The sequence below is a fragment of the Pseudomonas sp. NBRC 100443 genome, from assembly GCF_030268185.1.
Lineage (GTDB): Bacteria > Pseudomonadota > Gammaproteobacteria > Pseudomonadales > Pseudomonadaceae > Pseudomonas > Pseudomonas citronellolis.
On the sequence record NZ_BSQE01000012.1, the window covers coordinates 143,571 to 160,840 of the forward strand.

Sequence of the window (17,270 nt, forward strand, 5' to 3'; positions counted from 1 at the left end):
GAACAAGAACAATGAGCGCATCCATGAGTCCTCCCCAGGACGCCGGGTTCCCCCGGCGGACCCTGGTCATCGCCTTCTTCTTCTGCTTCCTCGGGCTGCTCGCCGATGGCGTCGACCTGATGTTCCTCGCCTACAGCCTGAACAGCCTCAAGGCCGAGTTCGGCCTGAGCAACTTCGAGGCCGGCTCGCTGGGCAGCATCACCCTGGCCGGCATGGCCATCGGCGGCATCTACGGCGGCTGGTGCTGCGACCGCTTCGGCCGGGTGCGGGTGGTGACCTGGACCATCGTGATCTTCTCGCTCGGCACCGCGCTGCTGGGGCTCACCCACAACTACTGGCAGTTCGCGCTGATCCGCTTCCTGTCCTCGCTGGGCCTGGGTTCGCTGTTCGTCGCCTGCAACATCCTGATGTCCGAGTTCGTTACCACCAAGTACCGCACCACCATCCTGGCGACCATGCAGGCCGGCTGGACCGTGGGCTACCTGGTGGCGACCATCCTCGCCGGGCAGATCATCCCGGAGTTCGGCTGGCGCACGCTGTTCTTCACCGCCCTGGCGCCGGCGCTGATCTGCCTGGCGCTGCGCCCCTGGGTGCCGGAGTCGCCGTCGTGGCTGGCAGCCCGCGCCCAGCGCCGCCAGCAGCCGGCCGGCGTGCGTGCCGAGCCCGCCGCCGGCGGTGGCGTGCAGGGCCTGCTGGCCGATGCGGGCACGCGGCGCATGTTCCTGCTGTGGACGCTGACCTCGTGCTTCCTGCTGTTCGGCTACTACGGCACCAACAACTGGATGCCCTCGTACCTGGAAAGCGAGCTGGGCATGAACTTCAAGTCCATGACCGGCTACATGGTCGGCACCTACACCGCGATGATCCTCGGCAAGGTGGCCGCCGGGGTGGCCTCGGACCGCTTCGGCCGCCGCGCCACCTTCGCCGCCGGCGCCATCGGCAGCGCCATCTTCATGCCGCTGATCGTGTTCTGGCACACGCCGGAGAACATCGTCTGGATTCTCACTCTGTTCGGCTTCATCTACGGCGTGCCGGTGGGCGTGCTGGCCACCTACATGACCGAGAGCTTCTCCACCCGGGTGCGCGGCGCCGCGGTGGGCACCGCCTACAACCTCGGCCGCGTCGGCGCGGCGGTGGCGCCGGCGGCCATCGGCCTCTTGGCCTCGCACATCTCCATCGGCGCCGGCTTCCTGGTGATGGGCATCACCTACGTGATCACCGGCCTGATCCCGGCGCTGCTCATCCCCGACCGCCTGTACGACCCGAACCGCGCGGCGAGCGACGCCGATGCCAGCGTTGAGCCGGTCGCCCCGGCGCGCGCCGATGCCACCGAGCCGCGGCCGCTGAAGGCCTGAGCCCATGACGGAGCCCCTTGCGATGAACGATTCACCCATGGCGGCCAGCCTGGCCGAGCCCGCGACGGTGTTTCCCACCGGCCGCTTCACCTTCCAGGAGTTCATCGGCCTGGAACGCTGGGCCGAGGGCGACCTGGCGCGCATCCGCCTGAAGCACCGCGCGGAGCTGATGAACTACCTCGGCCACTTCCACGGCGGGGTGCTGATGACCGTGCTCGACGCCGCCATGGCCGGAGCCATCCGCATCTGCTCGCCGGGCTGCTCGATGGTCACCATCGACATGGCCACGCACTTCATGGGCACCGCCCGCGGCGAGCTCAACGCCGTCGGCCGGGTGCTGCGGCGCACGCGCAACCTGTGCTTCTGCACAGCCGAGATCCACAACGAGGACGGCGAACTGGTCGCCAGCGCCTCGGGCAGCTTCAAGTACCGGCCCGCCGGGGCCGGGAGCCGTTCCACCGACACGAGTACGACGACATGACCGACACCGCCGAACTGGCCCGCGAGCGCGAGGAGCGCTTGCGCATGATCCGTGACAGCGCCGCCTCCCTGGTCCCGCCCGACGGCGACCTGGGCCGGGTGCGCCGCCTGCGCTTCAGCGCGCCGGGCGTGGACCGCGCAGCCTGGGCCGAAGTCTGCGCCATGGGCTGGCCGGGCCTGCGCCTGGACGAAGCGCAGGGCGGCAGCGGCCTGGGCATGGCCGAATACGCCGCGCTGCTGGAGGAACTGGGGCGCGGCCTGCTGCCGGAGCCGCTGATCGAAGCGAGCCTGGTGGCGCCGCTGCTGCCGGACGCGGAGCGCGAAGCGCTGCTGGCCGGTGAAAAACTGGTGTTGCCGGCGGGCATCGCCTACGACGAAGGCGCCACGCTGCCGCAACTGCGCGACGGCAAGCTGCATGGCGAGGTCGGCCATGTCGCCCTGGGCGCCGCCGCCGACGCCTGGCTGGTGGCTTGCGACGGCGGCCTGGCGCTGGTGGAGCGCGGCGCCGAAGGACTGCGCCTGAGCCAGGAACCGACCCAGGACGGTGGCCACCTGGCGCGCCTGCGTTTCGACGCCACGCCGGCCCGCGCGCTGGCGGCACCGCCCGCCGCGCTGGACGAAGCCGCGCTGGCTTGCGCGGCCTACCTGGTGGGGCTGATGGATGCCGCCTTCGAGCGCACCCGCGACTACCTCGGCGTGCGCAGCCAGTTCGGCCGCGCCATCGGCAGCTTCCAGGCCCTGCAGCACCGCATGGTCGACCTGAAGATCCAGATCGAGCTGGCGCGCGCCGTGGTCGCCCAGGCCGCCGACGCCATCGACGCCCGGGCGCCGCTGGCCGAGGTCCGCCGCCTGGTGTCCACCGCCAAGGTGCGCGCCGCCGAGGCCGCGCTGCTGGTCACCCGCCAGGCGATCCAGCTGCACGGCGGCATCGGCTTCACCGACGAGGCCGACATCGGCCTGTTCCTGCGCCGCGCCATGGTGCTGCTCAACGCCCAGGGTTCGCTGGCCTTCCACAAGGCGCGCTACATCGCGCTGCTGCAACGGGAGGTGGCCTGATGAGCGGGATGCTGCTGCAAGAGACCCACGGCAGCGTGCGCCTGCTGCGCTTCAACAACCCGGCGCGGCGCAACGCGCTGGCCCCGGCGCTGCGCCAGGAACTGCTGCAGGCCCTGCGCGAGGCCGACGCCGACGCGCAGGTGCGCAGCGTGGTGATCACCGGCAGCGCGGAAGTGTTCTGCGCCGGCGGCGACCTCAGCGACATGAACGTCGCCGGGCTCGGCGCCGGCCGCGCGCGCATGCACGACAACGCCGCCCTGGTGCGGCAGATGGTGCGCATGGGCAAGCCGCTGATTGCCGCTATAGAAGGCTGGGCGGTGGGCGCCGGGCTGTCCGTGGCGCTGGCCTGCGACAGCCTGGTGTGCGGCGGCACGGCGCGCTTCGCCGCCGGCTTCGGCAAGGTCGGCCTGCTCGCCGACCTCGGCCTGCTGCATACCCTGCCGGCGCGCATCGGCGTGGGCCGTGCGCGACAGGTGCTGATGTTCGGCCAGGTGCTGGAAGCCGAGGAGGCGCTGCGCATCGGCCTGGTGGACCAGCTTTGCGCACCCGGCGCGGCACTGGACGCGGCCATGGCCCGCGCCGCCCTGGTCGAGCAGCAGGCGCCGTTGCCGCTGGCCATGACCAAGGCCCTGCTCGCCGACGGCCTCGACCTGCTGCTGGAGCGCGAGGGCGAGCTGCAGAGCCAGTTGTTCCTCAGCGCCGACCATGCCGAAGGCAAGGCGGCCTTCCTGGCCAAGCGCACCCCCGCATTCACCGGACAATGAGCCGAGGGCACTGAAATGACCGACTACAACGCCATGGGCGACGGCGAGTTCCGCCTGATGGTGCGCGAGTGGATCGCCGCCAACTACCCGCAACGCATCCGCAACCCGGCCCACCGCCTGGGCCGCGACGACACCCGGGAGTGGTACCAGGCGCTGTCGCGCCAGGGCTGGCTGTGCCCCGGCTGGCCGGTGCGCTACGGCGGCATGGGCCTCTCCGCCGGCAAGCAGCTGATCATGATCGAGGAGATGGAAGGCTACGGCTGCGCGCGCCTGCCCGACAGCGGCATCACCATGCTCGGCCCGCTGCTGATCCGCTACGGCAGCGACGCCCAGCGCGAGCGCTTCCTGCCGCGCATCCTCAGTGGCGAGGACATCTGGTGCCAGGGTTACAGCGAGCCCAACGCCGGCTCCGACCTGGCCAGCCTGCGCACCGAGGCGGTGCTGGAGGGCGGCCAGTGGGTGATCAACGGCCAGAAGACCTGGACCACCATGGGCAGCGAGGCCAACTGGATCTTCGTGCTGGCGCGCACCGAGCGCGGCGGCAAGCCGCAGCAGGGCATCAGCTTCCTGCTGGTGCCGATGGACAGCCCCGGCGTCGAGGTGCGGCCGATCCTCAACCTGGAGCTGCAGGGCGAGTTCTGCGAGGTGTTCTTCAACGACGTGCGGGTGCCGGCCGACCACCTGGTAGGCGAGGTCAACCAGGGCTGGAGCATGGCCAAGGCGCTGCTGGGCTTCGAGCGCATCTTCCTCGGCTCGCCCAAGCAGGCCACCTTCGCCTTTGAGCGCCTGGCGCGCCTGGCGCGGCGCCAGGGCCTGTGGGACGACCCGGCGTTCGCCCAGCGCTTCGCCGCGCTGGGCATGGACCTGGACTGCCACAAGGCGCTGTATGGGCACTTCGCCGAGCGCCTGCGGCGCGGCGAGAACCTGGGCCCGGAGGTGTCGATGCTGAAAGTCCACCAGTCCGAGCTGTACCAGCGCATCAGCGAACTGGGCCTGGAGATCGCCGGCCCCGATTCGGCGCTGCTGCAGCCCTTGGCCGACGACCCCGAGCTGCACCCGGCGGGCATCTTCATCCAGTCGCGGCCCACCACCATCTACGGCGGCACCAACGAAATCCAGCGCAACATCCTGGCCAAGAGCCTGCTCGGCCTGCCGGGTTGAAGGCCGCAGCCGAATCCATACGAGAGGAAAGAGCGATGACCGAACGACTGAACGAAGGCAAGGTAGCGATCGTCACCGGCGCCGGTGGCGGCATCGGCCGCGAGATCGCCCTGGCCCTGGCCGAGAGCGGGGCGAAGGTGCTGATCAACGACATCGGCGTGTCGCTGGGCGGCGAGGGCGGCTCGGCCTCGCCGGCCGAGGAAACCCTAGGGCTGATCCGCCAGCGCGGCGGCGAGGGGGCGATCAACACCGACAGCGTGTCGGACTGGGACAGCGCCCGGCGCATCGTCGCCAGCGCCCTGGACGCCTTCGGCCGGCTGGACATAGTGGTGAACAACGCCGGCATCCTGCGCGACGCCATTTTCCACAAGATGAGCGCCGAGGACTGGCTGTCGGTGATCAACGTGCACCTCAACGGCAGCTTCTTCGTCAGCCGCGCCGCCGCCGAGCGCTTCCGCGAGCAGGGCAGCGGCGCCTTCGTGCACATGACCAGCACCTCGGGGCTGATCGGCAACTTCGGCCAGGCCAACTACTCGGCGGCCAAGCTGGGCATAGTCGCGCTGTCCAAGTCGATCGCCCTCGACATGCAGCGCTACAACGTGCGTTCCAACTGCATCGCGCCCTTCGCCTGGAGCCGCATGACCGACTCCATCCCGGCCGATACCCCGGAACAGAAGGCGCGGGTGGAGAAGCTGCAGCGCATGACCCCCGACAAGAACGCGCCGCTGGCCGTGTACCTGGCCTCCGACGCCGCCCGCGAGGTCAATGGCCAGGTGTTCGCCGCGCGCAACCACGAGCTGTTCCTGATGAGCCAGAGCCGCCCGCTGCGCAGCGTGCACAGCGAGCACGGCTGGACCCCGCAGAGCATCGCCGAGCACGGCATGCCGGCGCTGCGCGGCAGCTTCATGGACCTGGCGCGCAGCCCGGACGTGTTCTCCTGGGACCCGGTCTGACCACGGAGGCGTCATGGGCATCTTCAACACCCGTTTCACCGAGACCTTCGGCGTCGAGCACCCGATCATGCAGGGCGGCATGCAGTGGGTGGGGCGCGCCGAGCTGGCCGCGGCGGTGGCCAACGCCGGCGGCCTGGCGACGCTGTCGGCGCTGACGCAGCCGAGCCCGGAAGCGCTGGCCGGGGAGATCGCGCGCTGCCGCGAGCTGACCGACAAGCCCTTCGGCGTCAACCTGACGCTGCTGCCGACGCAGAAGCCGGTGCCCTATGCCGAGTACCGCGCGGCGATCATCGAGGCCGGCATCGGCGTCGTCGAGACCGCCGGCAACAACCCCGGCGAGCACATCGCCGAGCTGCGCCGGCATGGCGTCAAGGTGATCCACAAGTGCACCTCGCTGCGCCACGCGCTCAAGGCCGAGCAATTGGGCGTGGACGCGGTGTCCATCGACGGCTTCGAGTGCGCCGGCCACCCGGGCGAGGACGACATCCCCGGGCTGGTGCTGATCCCGGTCGCGGCCAACCGCCTGCGGGTGCCGATCATCGCCTCCGGCGGTTTCGCCGACGGCCGCGGGCTGGTGGCGGCGCTGGCCCTGGGGGCGGACGCGATCAACATGGGCACGCGCTTCCTCAGCACCCGCGAATGCCCGATCCACCCGCAGGTGAAGGCGGCCATCCGCGCCGCCGACGAGCGTTCCACCGACCTGATCATGCGCAGCCTGCGCAACACCGCGCGGGTGGCGCGCAACGCGGTGAGCCAGGAAGTGCGGGCGATCGAGGCGCGCGGCGGCGCCACCTATACCGACATCGCCGCGCTGGTCAGCGGCCAGCGCGGGCGCGGCGTCTACGAGCAGGGCGACACCGACCTGGGCATCTGGTCGGCCGGCATGGTCCAGGGCCTGATCGATGACGAGCCAAGTTGCGCCGAGCTGCTGCGTGGCATCGTCGAACAGGCCCGCACCCTGGTGCGCCAGCGCCTGGAGGGCATGCTCGCCGACTGACCGCCATCCCCCACGCGGCGCCGCAGGAGAGCGCCGCCTCACCTCACCGAACGAAGAGACAACAACAATGAAAAATCTTCCCGCACGGGCGCTGGCCTCGGTCGCCGCCTGCCTGCCGTTCTGCGCCCAGGCCGACTTCATCGGCGACAGCAAGGCCAGCCTGGAACTGCGCAACTTCTACTTCAACCGCGACTACCGCCAGGCCGGCGCCAGCCAGTCCTACTCGGAGGAGTGGGCCCAGGGCTTCCTGCTGCGCTACGAGTCCGGCTACACCGAGGGCAGCATCGGCGTGGGCCTGGACGCCCTGGGCCTGCTCGGGCTCAAGCTCGACTCCAGCCCGGACCGCTCCGGCTCCGGCCTGCTGCCGTACTCGGCCAGCGACCGCCGCGCCGCCGACGACTATTCCGACCTGGGCCTGACCGCCAAGCTGCGCGCCTCCAACAGCACGCTGAAGATCGGCACCCTGACGCCCAGGCTGCCGGTGGTGCAGTACAACGACACCCGCCTGCACCCGCAGACCTTCCAGGGCGGTTTGGCGGAAATCAACGAGATCGACGGCCTGGCCGTGCAACTCGGCCAACTGCGCCAGGTGAAGCAGCGCGACTCCACCAACGCCGAGGACCTGAGCATCACCCGCGGCAACAAGCGCAACATCCAGCCCGGGCGGCACAGCACCAGCGACCGCTTCAACCTGGCCGGCGGCACCTACCGCTGGAGCGACAACCTGAGCACCAGCTACCACTACGGCAACCTGGAGGACTTCTACCGCCAGCACTACCTGGGCCTGGTGCACGTCCTGCCGATCGCCAGGGACCAGTCGCTGAAGTCCGACATCCGCTGGGCGCGCTCCACCGACGAGGGCGGCAGCAACGTCGACAACCGCGCGCTCAACGCCCTGTTCACCTATCGCCTGGGCGGCCATGGCTTCGGCCTGGGCTACCAGCGCATGTCCGGCGACACCGGCTACGCCTACCTGGCCGGCACCGACCCGTACCTGACCAACTTCGTGCAGATCGGCGACTTCGCCAACAAGGACGAGCGTTCCTGGCAGCTGCGCTACGACTTCGACTTCGCCGCCGTCGGCCTGCCCGGGCTGACCTTCATGACGCGCTACCTGCGCGGCGACAACATCGACCTGCTCGATGGCCGGGGCAACGGCAAGGAATGGGAACGCGACACCGATATCGGCTACGTGGTGCAGAGCGGGGCGCTGAAGAACCTGGGCCTGAAGGTGCGCAACGGCAGTTTCCGCAGCGACTTCGGCAACGACGTGGACGAAACCCGCGTCATCATTAGTTACACATTGCCGCTCTGGTAAAGACGATGCGGCCCGCGCCAAGAGGGGCGGGCCGCCGGGGGAAGGGTTCAGATGCCCATGTTGGCCAGGCTCTGCATGATCGAGCGCAGGGTGCCGGCGAGGGTCGGGTGGCTGACCTCGAAGCGCTCCACCGCCAGGTTGACGCCATCCAGCAGGCTGTCGTCGGCGAGGGCTTCCTCGTTGGCCAGTTGCAGTTCGATGTCTTCTATCAGCGTCTCCAGCTCCCCGCGCTGCTCTTCGCTCAGCGGCGGCTGCTGTTCCAGCTGGTCGCGCAGTCGCTGCAGTTCTTCACGCAGTTGACGTGTCGGCATGGTGGTTTCCTTCTGCGGTGGCTACCCAGGATGGACCGCCGCGCGGCGGCGAAAAATCCATCTCCATGCCACACAGCTTAACCCGCCGAACGCAACCGTGTCTGATGCCCGTCAATGCGCAGCAGGCGTTCCAGCAGCGGGAAGAAGTGCGCGAGCTCCGGGGTGCGCATGGCCGGGTCCTTGCCCAGGTCGTCCAGGCGCCGCAGGGTGATGGCGTCCTGGGCGTAGGGGGCGCTGAGGAAGGCGCTGGCGCCGCGCTCGTCGAAGGGCCCGCCCTGCAGCGCCAGGCTGTGCCGCGAGGCGGGCGACAGGCCGGCGTGATAGGCCGCGTCCACCGCGCACAGGTAGCGCTTGGCGGCCACGTGCAGGCGGACCGGCTGCCATACCGGTTCGGGCAGTAGCTCGCGCAGCAGGTTGGCGCCGACTTCCTCGTGGCGCAGGTCGCGGGCCTCGATCTCGTCGGGGTTCTCGTAGAGGTGGCCGATGTCGTGCAGCAGCGCGGCGATCACCAGGGCGTCGGAGCAGCCGGCGCGCTCGGCCAGGGTGGCGCATTGCAGGGCGTGCTCGGCCTGGCTCACCGATTCGCCGTAGGGCTCGGCGCCGTGGCTGGCGAAGCGTTCGGCCAGCTCGTCGAGGAAGGCGTGGCGGGCGCGGTTCATGGTTTTTCTCCTTTGGCGCGGCGGCTGGCGATGTCCAGCAGGCAGGAATCCAGCTCGCCCAGGTGGTCGATGACCGAGTGCACGCCCAGGCGGTACAGGCCGAAGGTCGCCTGGGCGCGGCGCAGGTCGCGCTGGGGGCCGTCCAGCGCCTCCCAGTCGCGCATCGACAGGCCGCACAGCGGGCCGCTGGCGGCCAGGCCGATGGTCCACAGGCCGGCATTGAGGCCAGCCTGGAGCAGCCGCGGCTGGCTGCTCACCAGCACGCAGCCGTCCAGCTGCGGGGTACCCAGCTCCATCAGCGCGCGCCAGCAGCCGTCCGGCGCCGGCCAGGGCCGCCCGGCGTGGGCGATGCCGCTGTCCAGGGCGCCGTCGAGGGCGGCGGCCAGGCGTTCGCTGGCCGGCTCCGGCAGTTCCTCCAGCCAGGCGCAGGGCACGCCCTGGCGGTTCAGCTGGTGCAGGGCGGGCAGGGCTTCGGCGATGGGCTCGGCATGGGCGTCGGCGGCTTCGGCCAGGCGTTTGCGGAAGCGCGCGACCTCCTCGGCGCTGGGCAGGCGGCCGAGCACGTGGCCCAGGGCCTGCTGCGGAGCCAGGGTGGCGGCCTCGGCGAGGCGTTCCTGCGGGCAGTCCGGGCAGCTCTGCTGCAGCGCGCGGGGCAGGGTGCGGGCGCCGAAGTCCACCAGGTCGCCGGCGAGTCCGAAGAGCAGGGAGGTGAAGCGAGGCAGGTCGGCGGCAGTCGAGGCGGGCATGGCAGGGTGTCTGGACAATGGTCTAGGCCAGGCTAGACGCGCATTGTGACGATCCGGTGAAGCCGGCCTGCGCGCGGGCCCGCTGCCTTTATCCCGCTGCCTTTATAATGGCGCGCCTTTCGCTGGAGAGCCGGCCATGGCGGCCTGGCCGCGAAGCTGCCGGGCGAGCCGGGGCAGTTCCTCGAACGCCCGTGCCTCCCTGTAACCGTAGCGGACTCTGCCCGCGATTCGGACTTCCAGTAGCGTAGGGCGAATAACCGTTCGCGGTTATCCGCCGCCTCACCTTTTTCATCGACCCTGCCTCGGTCGGTCCGGGGGAATGCGCGACCAGCGCCAGGCTCGACACCGAGGGGGCCGGTAACCAAGGTCAAACGGCGGATAACGCCATAGGCGTTATGCGCCCTACGGATTTCCAGAGAACTTTGGAGCTGGGCTCAAGAGCGCCCTCACCCCAGCCCTCTCCCGGAGGGAGAGGGGGCCGTTCGTGCCACCGGGGTGTCCGGCGTGGCCGGTGAACCCAATTGCGGACAAAGTCCGCTCCTACGCCGGTGCTTCCAGTAGCGTAGGGCGAATAACCGTTCGCGGTTATCCGCCGCCTCACCTTTCTCATCGACCCTGCCTCGGTCGGTCCGGGGGAGTGCGTGACCAGCGCCAGGCTCGACACCGAGCGGGCCGGTAGCCAAGGTCAAACGGCGGATAACGCCGTAGGCGTTATGCGCCCTACGGATTTCCAGGGAGCTTTGGGGGCTGGCCCAGCACCGCAGCCCCTGGCAAACACCGTTCGCGAGCAAGCTCGCTCCTACGAAGAGCCTTCCAACCCGGTCGGCAAGAGCGTCGCATCGGCACAAAAGCTGGCTCTTGGCTATCGTGAGGGGAGGGCGGCGCTTCCGGATGCGCGCCGGGTGCGAAGGCGTTAGAAACAATCCGATGTCTGCAAATCGAACTTGGAACTATATACTGCGCAGCGGTTCGAGGCCGCGGCGGCGGCCTCATGAGACTTTCAAAGGAGAAACCCGATGCGCCCACACGGCGTCAACTGGATGCAGCGCACCGCTCGCCTGCTGGCCGGAGCCAGCCTGGCCATGCTCCCCTTCCTGGCCCAGGCCGCGAGCGAGGACGACCCCTGGGAGAGCGTCAACCGCCCGATCTTCGTGTTCAACGACACCCTCGACACCTATGCGCTCAAGCCCCTGGCGCAGGGTTACCAGAAGGTAACGCCGAATTTCGTGCAGGACGGCATCCACAACTTCTTCAGCAACATCGGCGACGTGCGCAACCTGGCCAACGACCTGCTGCAAGGCAAGCTCGAGCACGCCGGCGTCGACACCAGCCGCCTGCTGTTCAACACCACCTTCGGCCTGGCCGGCTTCATCGACGTGGCCACCCGCATGGGCCTGCAGCGCAACGACGAGGACTTCGGCCAGACCCTCGGCTACTGGGGCCTGGGCAGCGGCCCTTACGTGATGCTGCCGCTGCTGGGCCCGAGCACCCTGCGCGACGCGCCGTCGAAGATCCCGGACGCCTATACCGGCATGTACCCGTACATCGACGACGTGTCCGTGCGCAACAGCCTCCGCGCCGTGGACGTGGTCGACACCCGCGCCGACCTGCTCAGGTCCGAGAAGCTGATTTCCGGCGACAAGTACACCTTCATCCGCAACGCCTACCTGCAGAACCGCGAGTTCAAGGTCAAGGACGGCCAGGTCGAAGACGACTTCTGACACGCCCGCCACCCATCCGCCCCGGGGCTGCCGCAAGCGCGCCGTGCCGCCGTCTTGAACCCTGGGGCGGATGGGAGTAGTGTCTGCGCCTTGTCGCACCCGACCCGCGCCGTTTTCATTGCCATGCGCGCCCACTCCACCACCTCCGGCGCCGTTTGCCTGGATAACCCATGCACAAACCCAGTGCCACGCTGCTGATCATCGATGACGACGAGGCCGTTCGCGAAAGCCTCGCGGCCTACCTGGAAGACAGTGGTTTCAAAGTCCTGCAGGCGACCAACGGCCAGCAGGGCCTGCAGGTCTTCCAGCACGAACTGCCCGACCTGGTCATCTGTGACCTGCGCATGCCGCAGATGGACGGCCTGGAGCTGATCCGCCGGGTCAGCGAGATGGCGGTGGAAACGCCGGTCATCGTGCTTTCCGGGGCCGGGGTGATGAGCGACGTGGTCGAGGCCCTGCGCCTGGGCGCCGCGGACTACCTGATCAAGCCCCTGGAAGACCTGGCCGTGCTGGAGCACTCGGTGCGCCGCGCCCTGGACCGCGCCTACCTGCGTTCGGAGAACCGCCGCTACCGCGAGAAGCTGGAAGCCGCCAACCGCGAGCTGCAGGCCAGCCTGAACCTGCTGCAGGAAGACCAGAACGCCGGGCGCCAGGTGCAGATGAACATGCTGCCGGTGACGCCCTGGGAAGCCGAGGGGCTGAAGTTCGCCCACCAGATCATCCCGTCGCTGTACCTGTCCGGCGACTTCGTCGACTACTTCCGCGTCGACGAGCGGCGCATCGGCTTCTACCTGGCCGACGTCTCCGGCCATGGCGCCTCCTCGGCGTTCGTGACCGTGCTGCTGAAGTTCATGACCACCCGCCTGCTGTACGAGTCGCGGCGCGCGGGCACGCTGCCCGAGTTCAAGCCCTCCGAGGTGCTCGGGCACATCAACCGCGGGTTGATCAACACCAAGCTGGGCAAGCACGTGACCATGCTCGGCGGGGTGATCGACCTGGAAACCGATCGCCTGACCTACAGCATTGGTGGCCACCTGCCGCTGCCGGTACTCTACGTCGACGGCGAAGCACGCTACCTCGAAGGCCGCGGCCTGCCCGTGGGCCTGTTCGAGGACGCCACCTACGACGACCGGACCATGGACCTGCCCAGGTCCTTCAGCCTGTCGTTGTTCTCCGACGGCATACTGGATGTGCTGCCCGGGGCTACATTGAAAGAAAAGGAGACGGCCCTGCCCGAGCAGGTCGTCGCCGCCGGCGGGACGCTGGACGGCCTGCGCCAGGTCTTCGGACTGGCCAAGTTGTCCGAGATGCCGGATGATATCGCCTTGCTGGTGTTGAGCAGGAACCTTGCATGAGTACCGGTAAAATCCAGTTCGCCGAGCAGGATGGCTCATTCGTCCTGAAGTTCGTGGGCGAAGTCCGACTGACCCTGTGTTCGGCGCTGGATGCCACCATTGAAAAAATCTTCGCCGCGTTGAATTTCACGGCGATCATCATCGATCTCACGGAAACCCAGAGCATCGACAGCACCACCCTGGGCCTGCTGGCCAAGCTGTCGATCCTCTCGCGGCAGAAGGTGGGGCTGTTGCCGACCCTGGTGACCACCAACCCGGACATCACCCGGTTGCTGCAGTCCATGGGCTTCGACCAGGTGTTCAACATCGTCGACCGGCCCATCCCCTGCACGGACTGCCTCACCGACCTGCCGCCCCAGGACCAGTCCGAGGAAGTAGTGCGCAGCAAGGTGCTGGAGGCCCACCGCATCCTCATGGGCCTGAACGAGTCCAACCGTGAAGCCTTCCACGACCTGGTGAGTGCCCTCGAGCACCACTGATCCGCCGGAGCCCGTCGATAGATAGAACGCAAACCGGCGCCCTGGGGCGCCGGTTCGTCTTGCTGCGCGCGCTTTTCAGCGGCCGCCGAGCAGGGCTTCCAGCTTCTCCTGGTCGCGGGCGAACAGGCGGATGCCCTCGGCCAGCTTCTCGGTGGCCATGGCGTCCTCGTTCATCTGCCAGCGGAAGGCGCTCTCGTCCAGCACCTGGCGCGCCTCGCCGCCGCCGGGTTGCAGGGTGCGCGGCAGTTCGCCCTGGGCGTCGGCCAACTGCTGCAGCAGGTCCGGGCTGATGGTCAGGCGGTCGCAGCCGGCCAGTTGCTCGATCTGCCCGAGGTTGCGGAAGCTCGCGCCCATCACCACGGTGCGGTAGCCGTTGGCCTTGTAGTAGCGGTAGATGCGCGACACCGACTGCACGCCCGGGTCCTCGGCGCCGACGTAATCGCGGGCGTTGGCCTTCTTGTACCAGTCGTAGATGCGGCCGACGAAGGGCGAGATGAGGAACACCCCGGCGTCGGCGCAGGCCGCGGCCTGGGCGAAGGAGAACAGCAGGGTGAGGTTGGTCTGGATGCCGTCGCGCTCCAGTTGTTCGGCAGCGCGGATGCCTTCCCAGGTGGAGGCGATCTTGATCAGCACGCGGTCCCTGCCGACGCCTTGTTCGTCGTACAGCTCGACCAGCCGGCGGGCGCGGGCCAGGGTGTCCTCGGTGTCGAAGGACAGGCGGGCGTCCACTTCGGTGGAGACGCGACCGGGAATGACCCCGAGGATGTCCTTGCCCACCGCCACGGCGAAGCGGTCGCAGGCAAGGCCGGCGTCGCCGCCGCTGGCCGCGGTGGCGCGGGCCAGGTGCTCGGTGTAGCGGGGCAGGGCGGCGGCCTTGAGCAGCAGCGAGGGGTTGGTGGTGGCATCCACCGGCTTCAGGCGGGCAATGGCGTCGAAATCGCCGGTATCGGCGACGACGGTGGTGTACTGCTTCAGTTGTTCCAGCTTGGAGGTCATGGCAGGTCTTCCGAGTGCGATCCCCATGACCTTACCCGAGCGCAACCCCGCGCTCAACGGGACCTAGCGGCCTGCGAGAAGTTCGATGGCCTGGTCGAGCACCCGCAGCGGATCGGCGGCCTTGTGCACGTCCACCGAAAGCAGTTGGCGGAAGCGCCGGGCACCGGGGAAACCCTGGCCAAGGCCGAGCACGTGACGCGTCACATGGTGCATGGCGCCGCCCTCGGCGATGTGCCGCTGGATGTACGGGCGCATCCGCGCCAGGGCCTCGGCGCGGCTGATCGCCGGGGCATCGGCGCCGTACAGAGCGGCGTCCACCTGGGCCAGCAGGTAGGGGTTGTGGTACGCCTCGCGGCCGAGCATCACGCCGTCGAAGGTGCGCAGGTGCTCCTGGCATTCGGCCAGGGTCTTGATGCCGCCGTTGAGGACGATCTCCAGGTCCGGAAAATCCCGCTTGAGCTGCGCCGCCACCTCGTAGCGCAGCGGCGGAACCTCGCGGTTCTCCTTGGGCGAAAGCCCTTCGAGGATGGCAATGCGCGCATGCACGGTGAAGCTGCGGCAGCCGGCCTCGCGCACCTGGCCGACGAAGTCGCACAGCTCGGCATAGCTGTCGCGCCCGTTGATGCCGATGCGGTGCTTGACCGTGACCGGAATGGAAACCGCCTCGCGCATGGCCAGGACGCACTCGGCCACCAGCGCCGGATGGGCCATCAGGCAGGCGCCGATCATGTTGTGCTGCACCCGGTCGCTGGGGCAGCCGACGTTCAGGTTGACCTCGTCGTAACCCGCAGCCTCCGCCAGCTTCGCCGCCGCCGCCAGCTCGGCCGGCACGCTGCCGCCCAGCTGCAGCGCCAGCGGGTGCTCGCACTCGTCATGGCGCAGGAAGCGCGCGGCATCGCCATGCAGCAAGGCCCCGGTGGTGACCATCTCGGTGTAGAGCAGGGCATGGCTCGACAGCTGGCGCAGGAAGAACCGGCAGTGGCGGTCGGTCCAGTCCATCATGGGCGCCACGGAGAAACGGCGGGAGGGCTCGGGGCGCGTGGTCGCTGGCTTGGTGGGCGATTCTGGAGGCATCTCGGTGGATCGTGTTCCGCTGCGTTTCGGGGCGTTTTCGCTTGTGCCTGACGCTTCGCTGGTACCGGGTATCCGGTCAGCCTGGTTGATCGTTGGCAAGCGGAAACGCAAGGATGGAACCGTCGGTCATGCGCTGCAGATCAGGATCATGGGCGACGGCCGGCAATTCTATCAGGAATCCCGGGCCGTCGATCGCCAGCGGGCGGCCGGAGCCCGGGCCCGCACGCCGACGCCTGTCGTCGTTCTACTGCGACCCTACAGGCTTAGCAGGCCGATACCGCCCTCGATGCTGAACCGCGTCCCATAGGGCTGCGACAGCCGCGCGAAGCGTTCGAGGATGGCGCGGCCATGCTCGCCTTCGGCCAGGCGCGGGCGCCCGCGGCGATGAATGGCCTCGCCCAGGCCCAGGCTGACCGGGTGCAGCTCGATGGCCTGCAGGCGGCCGCCGTCGAAGCGGCAGACCGGCACCAGGGTTTCCCAGAAGCGCGCATCCGCGGGGAAGCTGCGGGTGTCGTTGCGGGTGCGCTGCTGGAAGACCTTGGAGGGCGTCTGCTCGCGATCGACGCGGAACTGCTCGTAGCTATCCACCGGCAGGCGCTCCACCAGCTCGTTCTGGCCGATGAAGTTGCCCAGGCTGTAGAAGATCGGCTTGCCGTTGTAGATCTCCATGCCGCGCAGCAGGTGTGGGCCGTGGCCGACTACGATGTCGACGCCGGCGTCGATCATCCGCCGCGCCACCGGCTGGAGGAATTCCGCCGGGGTTTCCAGGTCCCACTCGCCCTCGGCGTTGTAGCCCAGCTCGTGGGCGTGGATGCTCAGCACCACCACGTCGGCCATCACCCGCGCCTCCTCGACCCAGCGCAGGATGTCGTCGACGTCCTTCTTGCGCGGCGTGGTGCGCAGGCGCGTCTGCTGGCCCTCGCGGAACAGCACCGGGGTGAAGGGGCCGAACACCGCCAGCGACGGGTGCGGCAGCGGGTGGGCGAAACCCAGGTCCACCGCGCCCTGGTACAGGCGGTCCAGGCCGAGGCCGGCGATCAGCTCGCGTACCTGGGCCATCTGCGCCGGGGTCACTTCGTGCACGGTGTCGAAGCGCAGTGGGTTCAGGCCCGGGCGGCCGGGCATGTCGCGGCTCTGGTCGCTGGCTTCCTGGCCCTTGCCGAAGGTGGCGCTGCAGGCGAGCAGGGCGACAGTGCCCTCCGGGCGTGTGCAATAGACCGGGCGCCGCGCCTCTTCCAGGTTGCGCCCGGTGCCGGCGTAGAGCAGTTCGCGCTGGCGCAGCTGCCGGTGCATGGCGTGCAGGCCGGCGATGCTGTAGTCCAGCGCGTGGTTGTTGGCGGTGGAGAACAGGTCGAAGCCGCCCGCCACCAGCTCGTCGAGAATCCAGGCCGGGGCGCCGAAGTGCGAGCCGCCGCTTTCCAGGGCCGGGTCGCCGGCGAAGTCGTTGGGCAGCACTTCCAGGTTGGTGAAGCTGACGTCCGCGCTGCGGATCAGGTCGAACAGCGGGCGCAGAGTCGCGTCCTCGAGGCTGTTCAGGCGGCGCTGCAGGATGCTGTCGCCGGTCAACGCAATCTTCATGCTCGTCCCCATGGGCTGCCAGGTTGGATGGCGCGGACTATAGGGCAAGGCGCGCCGCGTGCCGGCTGAATCCTGCTTATCCCGATAGCCGCTGGTTATCGGTGCCGTGGGGGCGCTTTTGGCTATGGGCATAAGTTTTTTTCAGAGGCCAGCCGTGTGACGCGGCTCTTACTATGCGACCGCCTCCCGGGTCGCCGTGTTCTTCATGGCGCCGGGCAGTGCGGGAAGCCCCCGGGCTCCCCCCTTGAAGCACGTTCCTGGCGGAGA

Annotated in this window: 17 protein-coding genes; 11 read left to right on the plus strand and 6 right to left on the minus strand. The window is 69.0% G+C overall.

Annotated features, from left to right (window positions below):
* Positions 1-11 precede the first annotated feature (11 nt).
* From QSJ95_RS17450 to QSJ95_RS17485, 8 genes are all read left to right on the plus strand, one after another.
* A complete protein-coding gene (locus QSJ95_RS17450; RefSeq protein ID WP_285644106.1) occupies positions 12-1,355 on the plus strand; it encodes an MFS transporter in 1,344 nt (447 codons plus the stop codon).
* 37 nt (positions 1,356-1,392) lie between these two features.
* The gene (locus tag QSJ95_RS17455) at positions 1,393-1,836 is read left to right on the plus strand and encodes a PaaI family thioesterase (protein WP_285644172.1); all 444 of its coding nucleotides are present in this window, start codon (positions 1,393-1,395) and stop codon (positions 1,834-1,836) included.
* Positions 1,833-2,891, plus strand: coding sequence for an acyl-CoA dehydrogenase family protein (locus QSJ95_RS17460; protein WP_285644107.1), 1,059 nt, complete (start codon positions 1,833-1,835; stop codon positions 2,889-2,891). The genes QSJ95_RS17455 and QSJ95_RS17460 overlap by 4 nt, the downstream gene beginning before the upstream one ends.
* Positions 2,891-3,655 carry an enoyl-CoA hydratase/isomerase family protein gene (locus tag QSJ95_RS17465; RefSeq protein ID WP_285644109.1) on the plus strand — a complete coding sequence of 255 codons (765 nt, stop codon included), beginning with the start codon at positions 2,891-2,893 and terminating at the stop codon, positions 3,653-3,655. Before QSJ95_RS17460 ends, QSJ95_RS17465 begins: the two co-directional genes overlap by 1 nt.
* A gap of 15 nt (positions 3,656-3,670) precedes the next feature.
* Positions 3,671-4,816, plus strand: coding sequence for an acyl-CoA dehydrogenase family protein (locus QSJ95_RS17470; RefSeq protein ID WP_285644110.1), 1,146 nt, complete (start codon positions 3,671-3,673; stop codon positions 4,814-4,816).
* Positions 4,817-4,851: 35 nt separating this feature from the next.
* The gene (locus QSJ95_RS17475) at positions 4,852-5,769 is read left to right on the plus strand and encodes an SDR family NAD(P)-dependent oxidoreductase (protein ID WP_285644112.1); all 918 of its coding nucleotides are present in this window, start codon (positions 4,852-4,854) and stop codon (positions 5,767-5,769) included.
* 13 nt (positions 5,770-5,782) lie between these two features.
* Positions 5,783-6,766 (plus strand): NADH:ubiquinone reductase, encoded by a 984-nt coding sequence (locus QSJ95_RS17480; protein ID WP_285644113.1) that lies wholly within the window; start codon positions 5,783-5,785, stop codon positions 6,764-6,766.
* A 67-nt stretch (positions 6,767-6,833) separates the two neighbouring features.
* Entirely contained in the window at positions 6,834-8,084 is a 1,251-nt protein-coding gene (locus QSJ95_RS17485) for an OprD family porin (protein ID WP_285644114.1), read from the plus strand.
* Positions 8,085-8,131: 47 nt separating this feature from the next.
* On the opposite strand, the gene QSJ95_RS17490 is transcribed toward QSJ95_RS17485, so the two are convergent.
* From QSJ95_RS17490 to pcrP, 3 genes are all read right to left on the minus strand, one after another.
* Complete coding sequence (locus tag QSJ95_RS17490; protein WP_009619150.1) at positions 8,132-8,395, minus strand: DUF4404 family protein; 264 nt, start codon at positions 8,393-8,395, stop codon at positions 8,132-8,134.
* A 77-nt stretch (positions 8,396-8,472) separates the two neighbouring features.
* Entirely contained in the window at positions 8,473-9,054 is a 582-nt protein-coding gene (locus QSJ95_RS17495) for a phosphonate degradation HD-domain oxygenase (RefSeq protein ID WP_285644116.1), read from the minus strand.
* A complete protein-coding gene (gene pcrP, locus QSJ95_RS17500) occupies positions 9,051-9,800 on the minus strand; it encodes an HAD superfamily inactivated hydrolase PcrP (RefSeq protein WP_116423799.1) in 750 nt (249 codons plus the stop codon). Before pcrP ends, QSJ95_RS17495 begins: the two co-directional genes overlap by 4 nt.
* Before the next feature lie 1,016 nt (positions 9,801-10,816).
* Here pcrP and QSJ95_RS17505 point away from each other — a divergent pair.
* From QSJ95_RS17505 to rssC, 3 genes are all read left to right on the plus strand, one after another.
* Positions 10,817-11,521 carry an MlaA family lipoprotein gene (locus QSJ95_RS17505; RefSeq protein WP_285644117.1) on the plus strand — a complete coding sequence of 235 codons (705 nt, stop codon included), beginning with the start codon at positions 10,817-10,819 and terminating at the stop codon, positions 11,519-11,521.
* A 170-nt stretch (positions 11,522-11,691) separates the two neighbouring features.
* On the plus strand, positions 11,692-12,876 hold the full coding sequence (rssB, locus tag QSJ95_RS17510; RefSeq protein WP_009619157.1) for a two-component system response regulator RssB: 1,185 nt from the start codon (positions 11,692-11,694) through the stop codon (positions 12,874-12,876).
* On the plus strand, positions 12,873-13,355 hold the full coding sequence (gene rssC / locus QSJ95_RS17515) for an anti-sigma factor antagonist RssC (protein WP_043266908.1): 483 nt from the start codon (positions 12,873-12,875) through the stop codon (positions 13,353-13,355). Before rssB ends, rssC begins: the two co-directional genes overlap by 4 nt.
* Before the next feature lie 75 nt (positions 13,356-13,430).
* Here rssC and tal read toward each other — a convergent pair whose 3' ends face one another.
* From tal to QSJ95_RS17530, 3 genes are all read right to left on the minus strand, one after another.
* The gene (tal, locus tag QSJ95_RS17520) at positions 13,431-14,351 is read right to left on the minus strand and encodes a transaldolase (RefSeq protein WP_285644119.1); all 921 of its coding nucleotides are present in this window, start codon (positions 14,349-14,351) and stop codon (positions 13,431-13,433) included.
* Between the two features lie 63 nt (positions 14,352-14,414).
* Positions 14,415-15,425: a tRNA dihydrouridine(20/20a) synthase DusA gene (gene dusA, locus QSJ95_RS17525; protein ID WP_285644120.1), complete on the minus strand. Its 1,011-nt coding sequence runs from the start codon at positions 15,423-15,425 to the stop codon at positions 14,415-14,417.
* A gap of 255 nt (positions 15,426-15,680) precedes the next feature.
* Positions 15,681-17,003: a CapA family protein gene (locus tag QSJ95_RS17530; RefSeq protein WP_285644121.1), complete on the minus strand. Its 1,323-nt coding sequence runs from the start codon at positions 17,001-17,003 to the stop codon at positions 15,681-15,683.
* Positions 17,004-17,270: the final 267 nt, after the last annotated feature.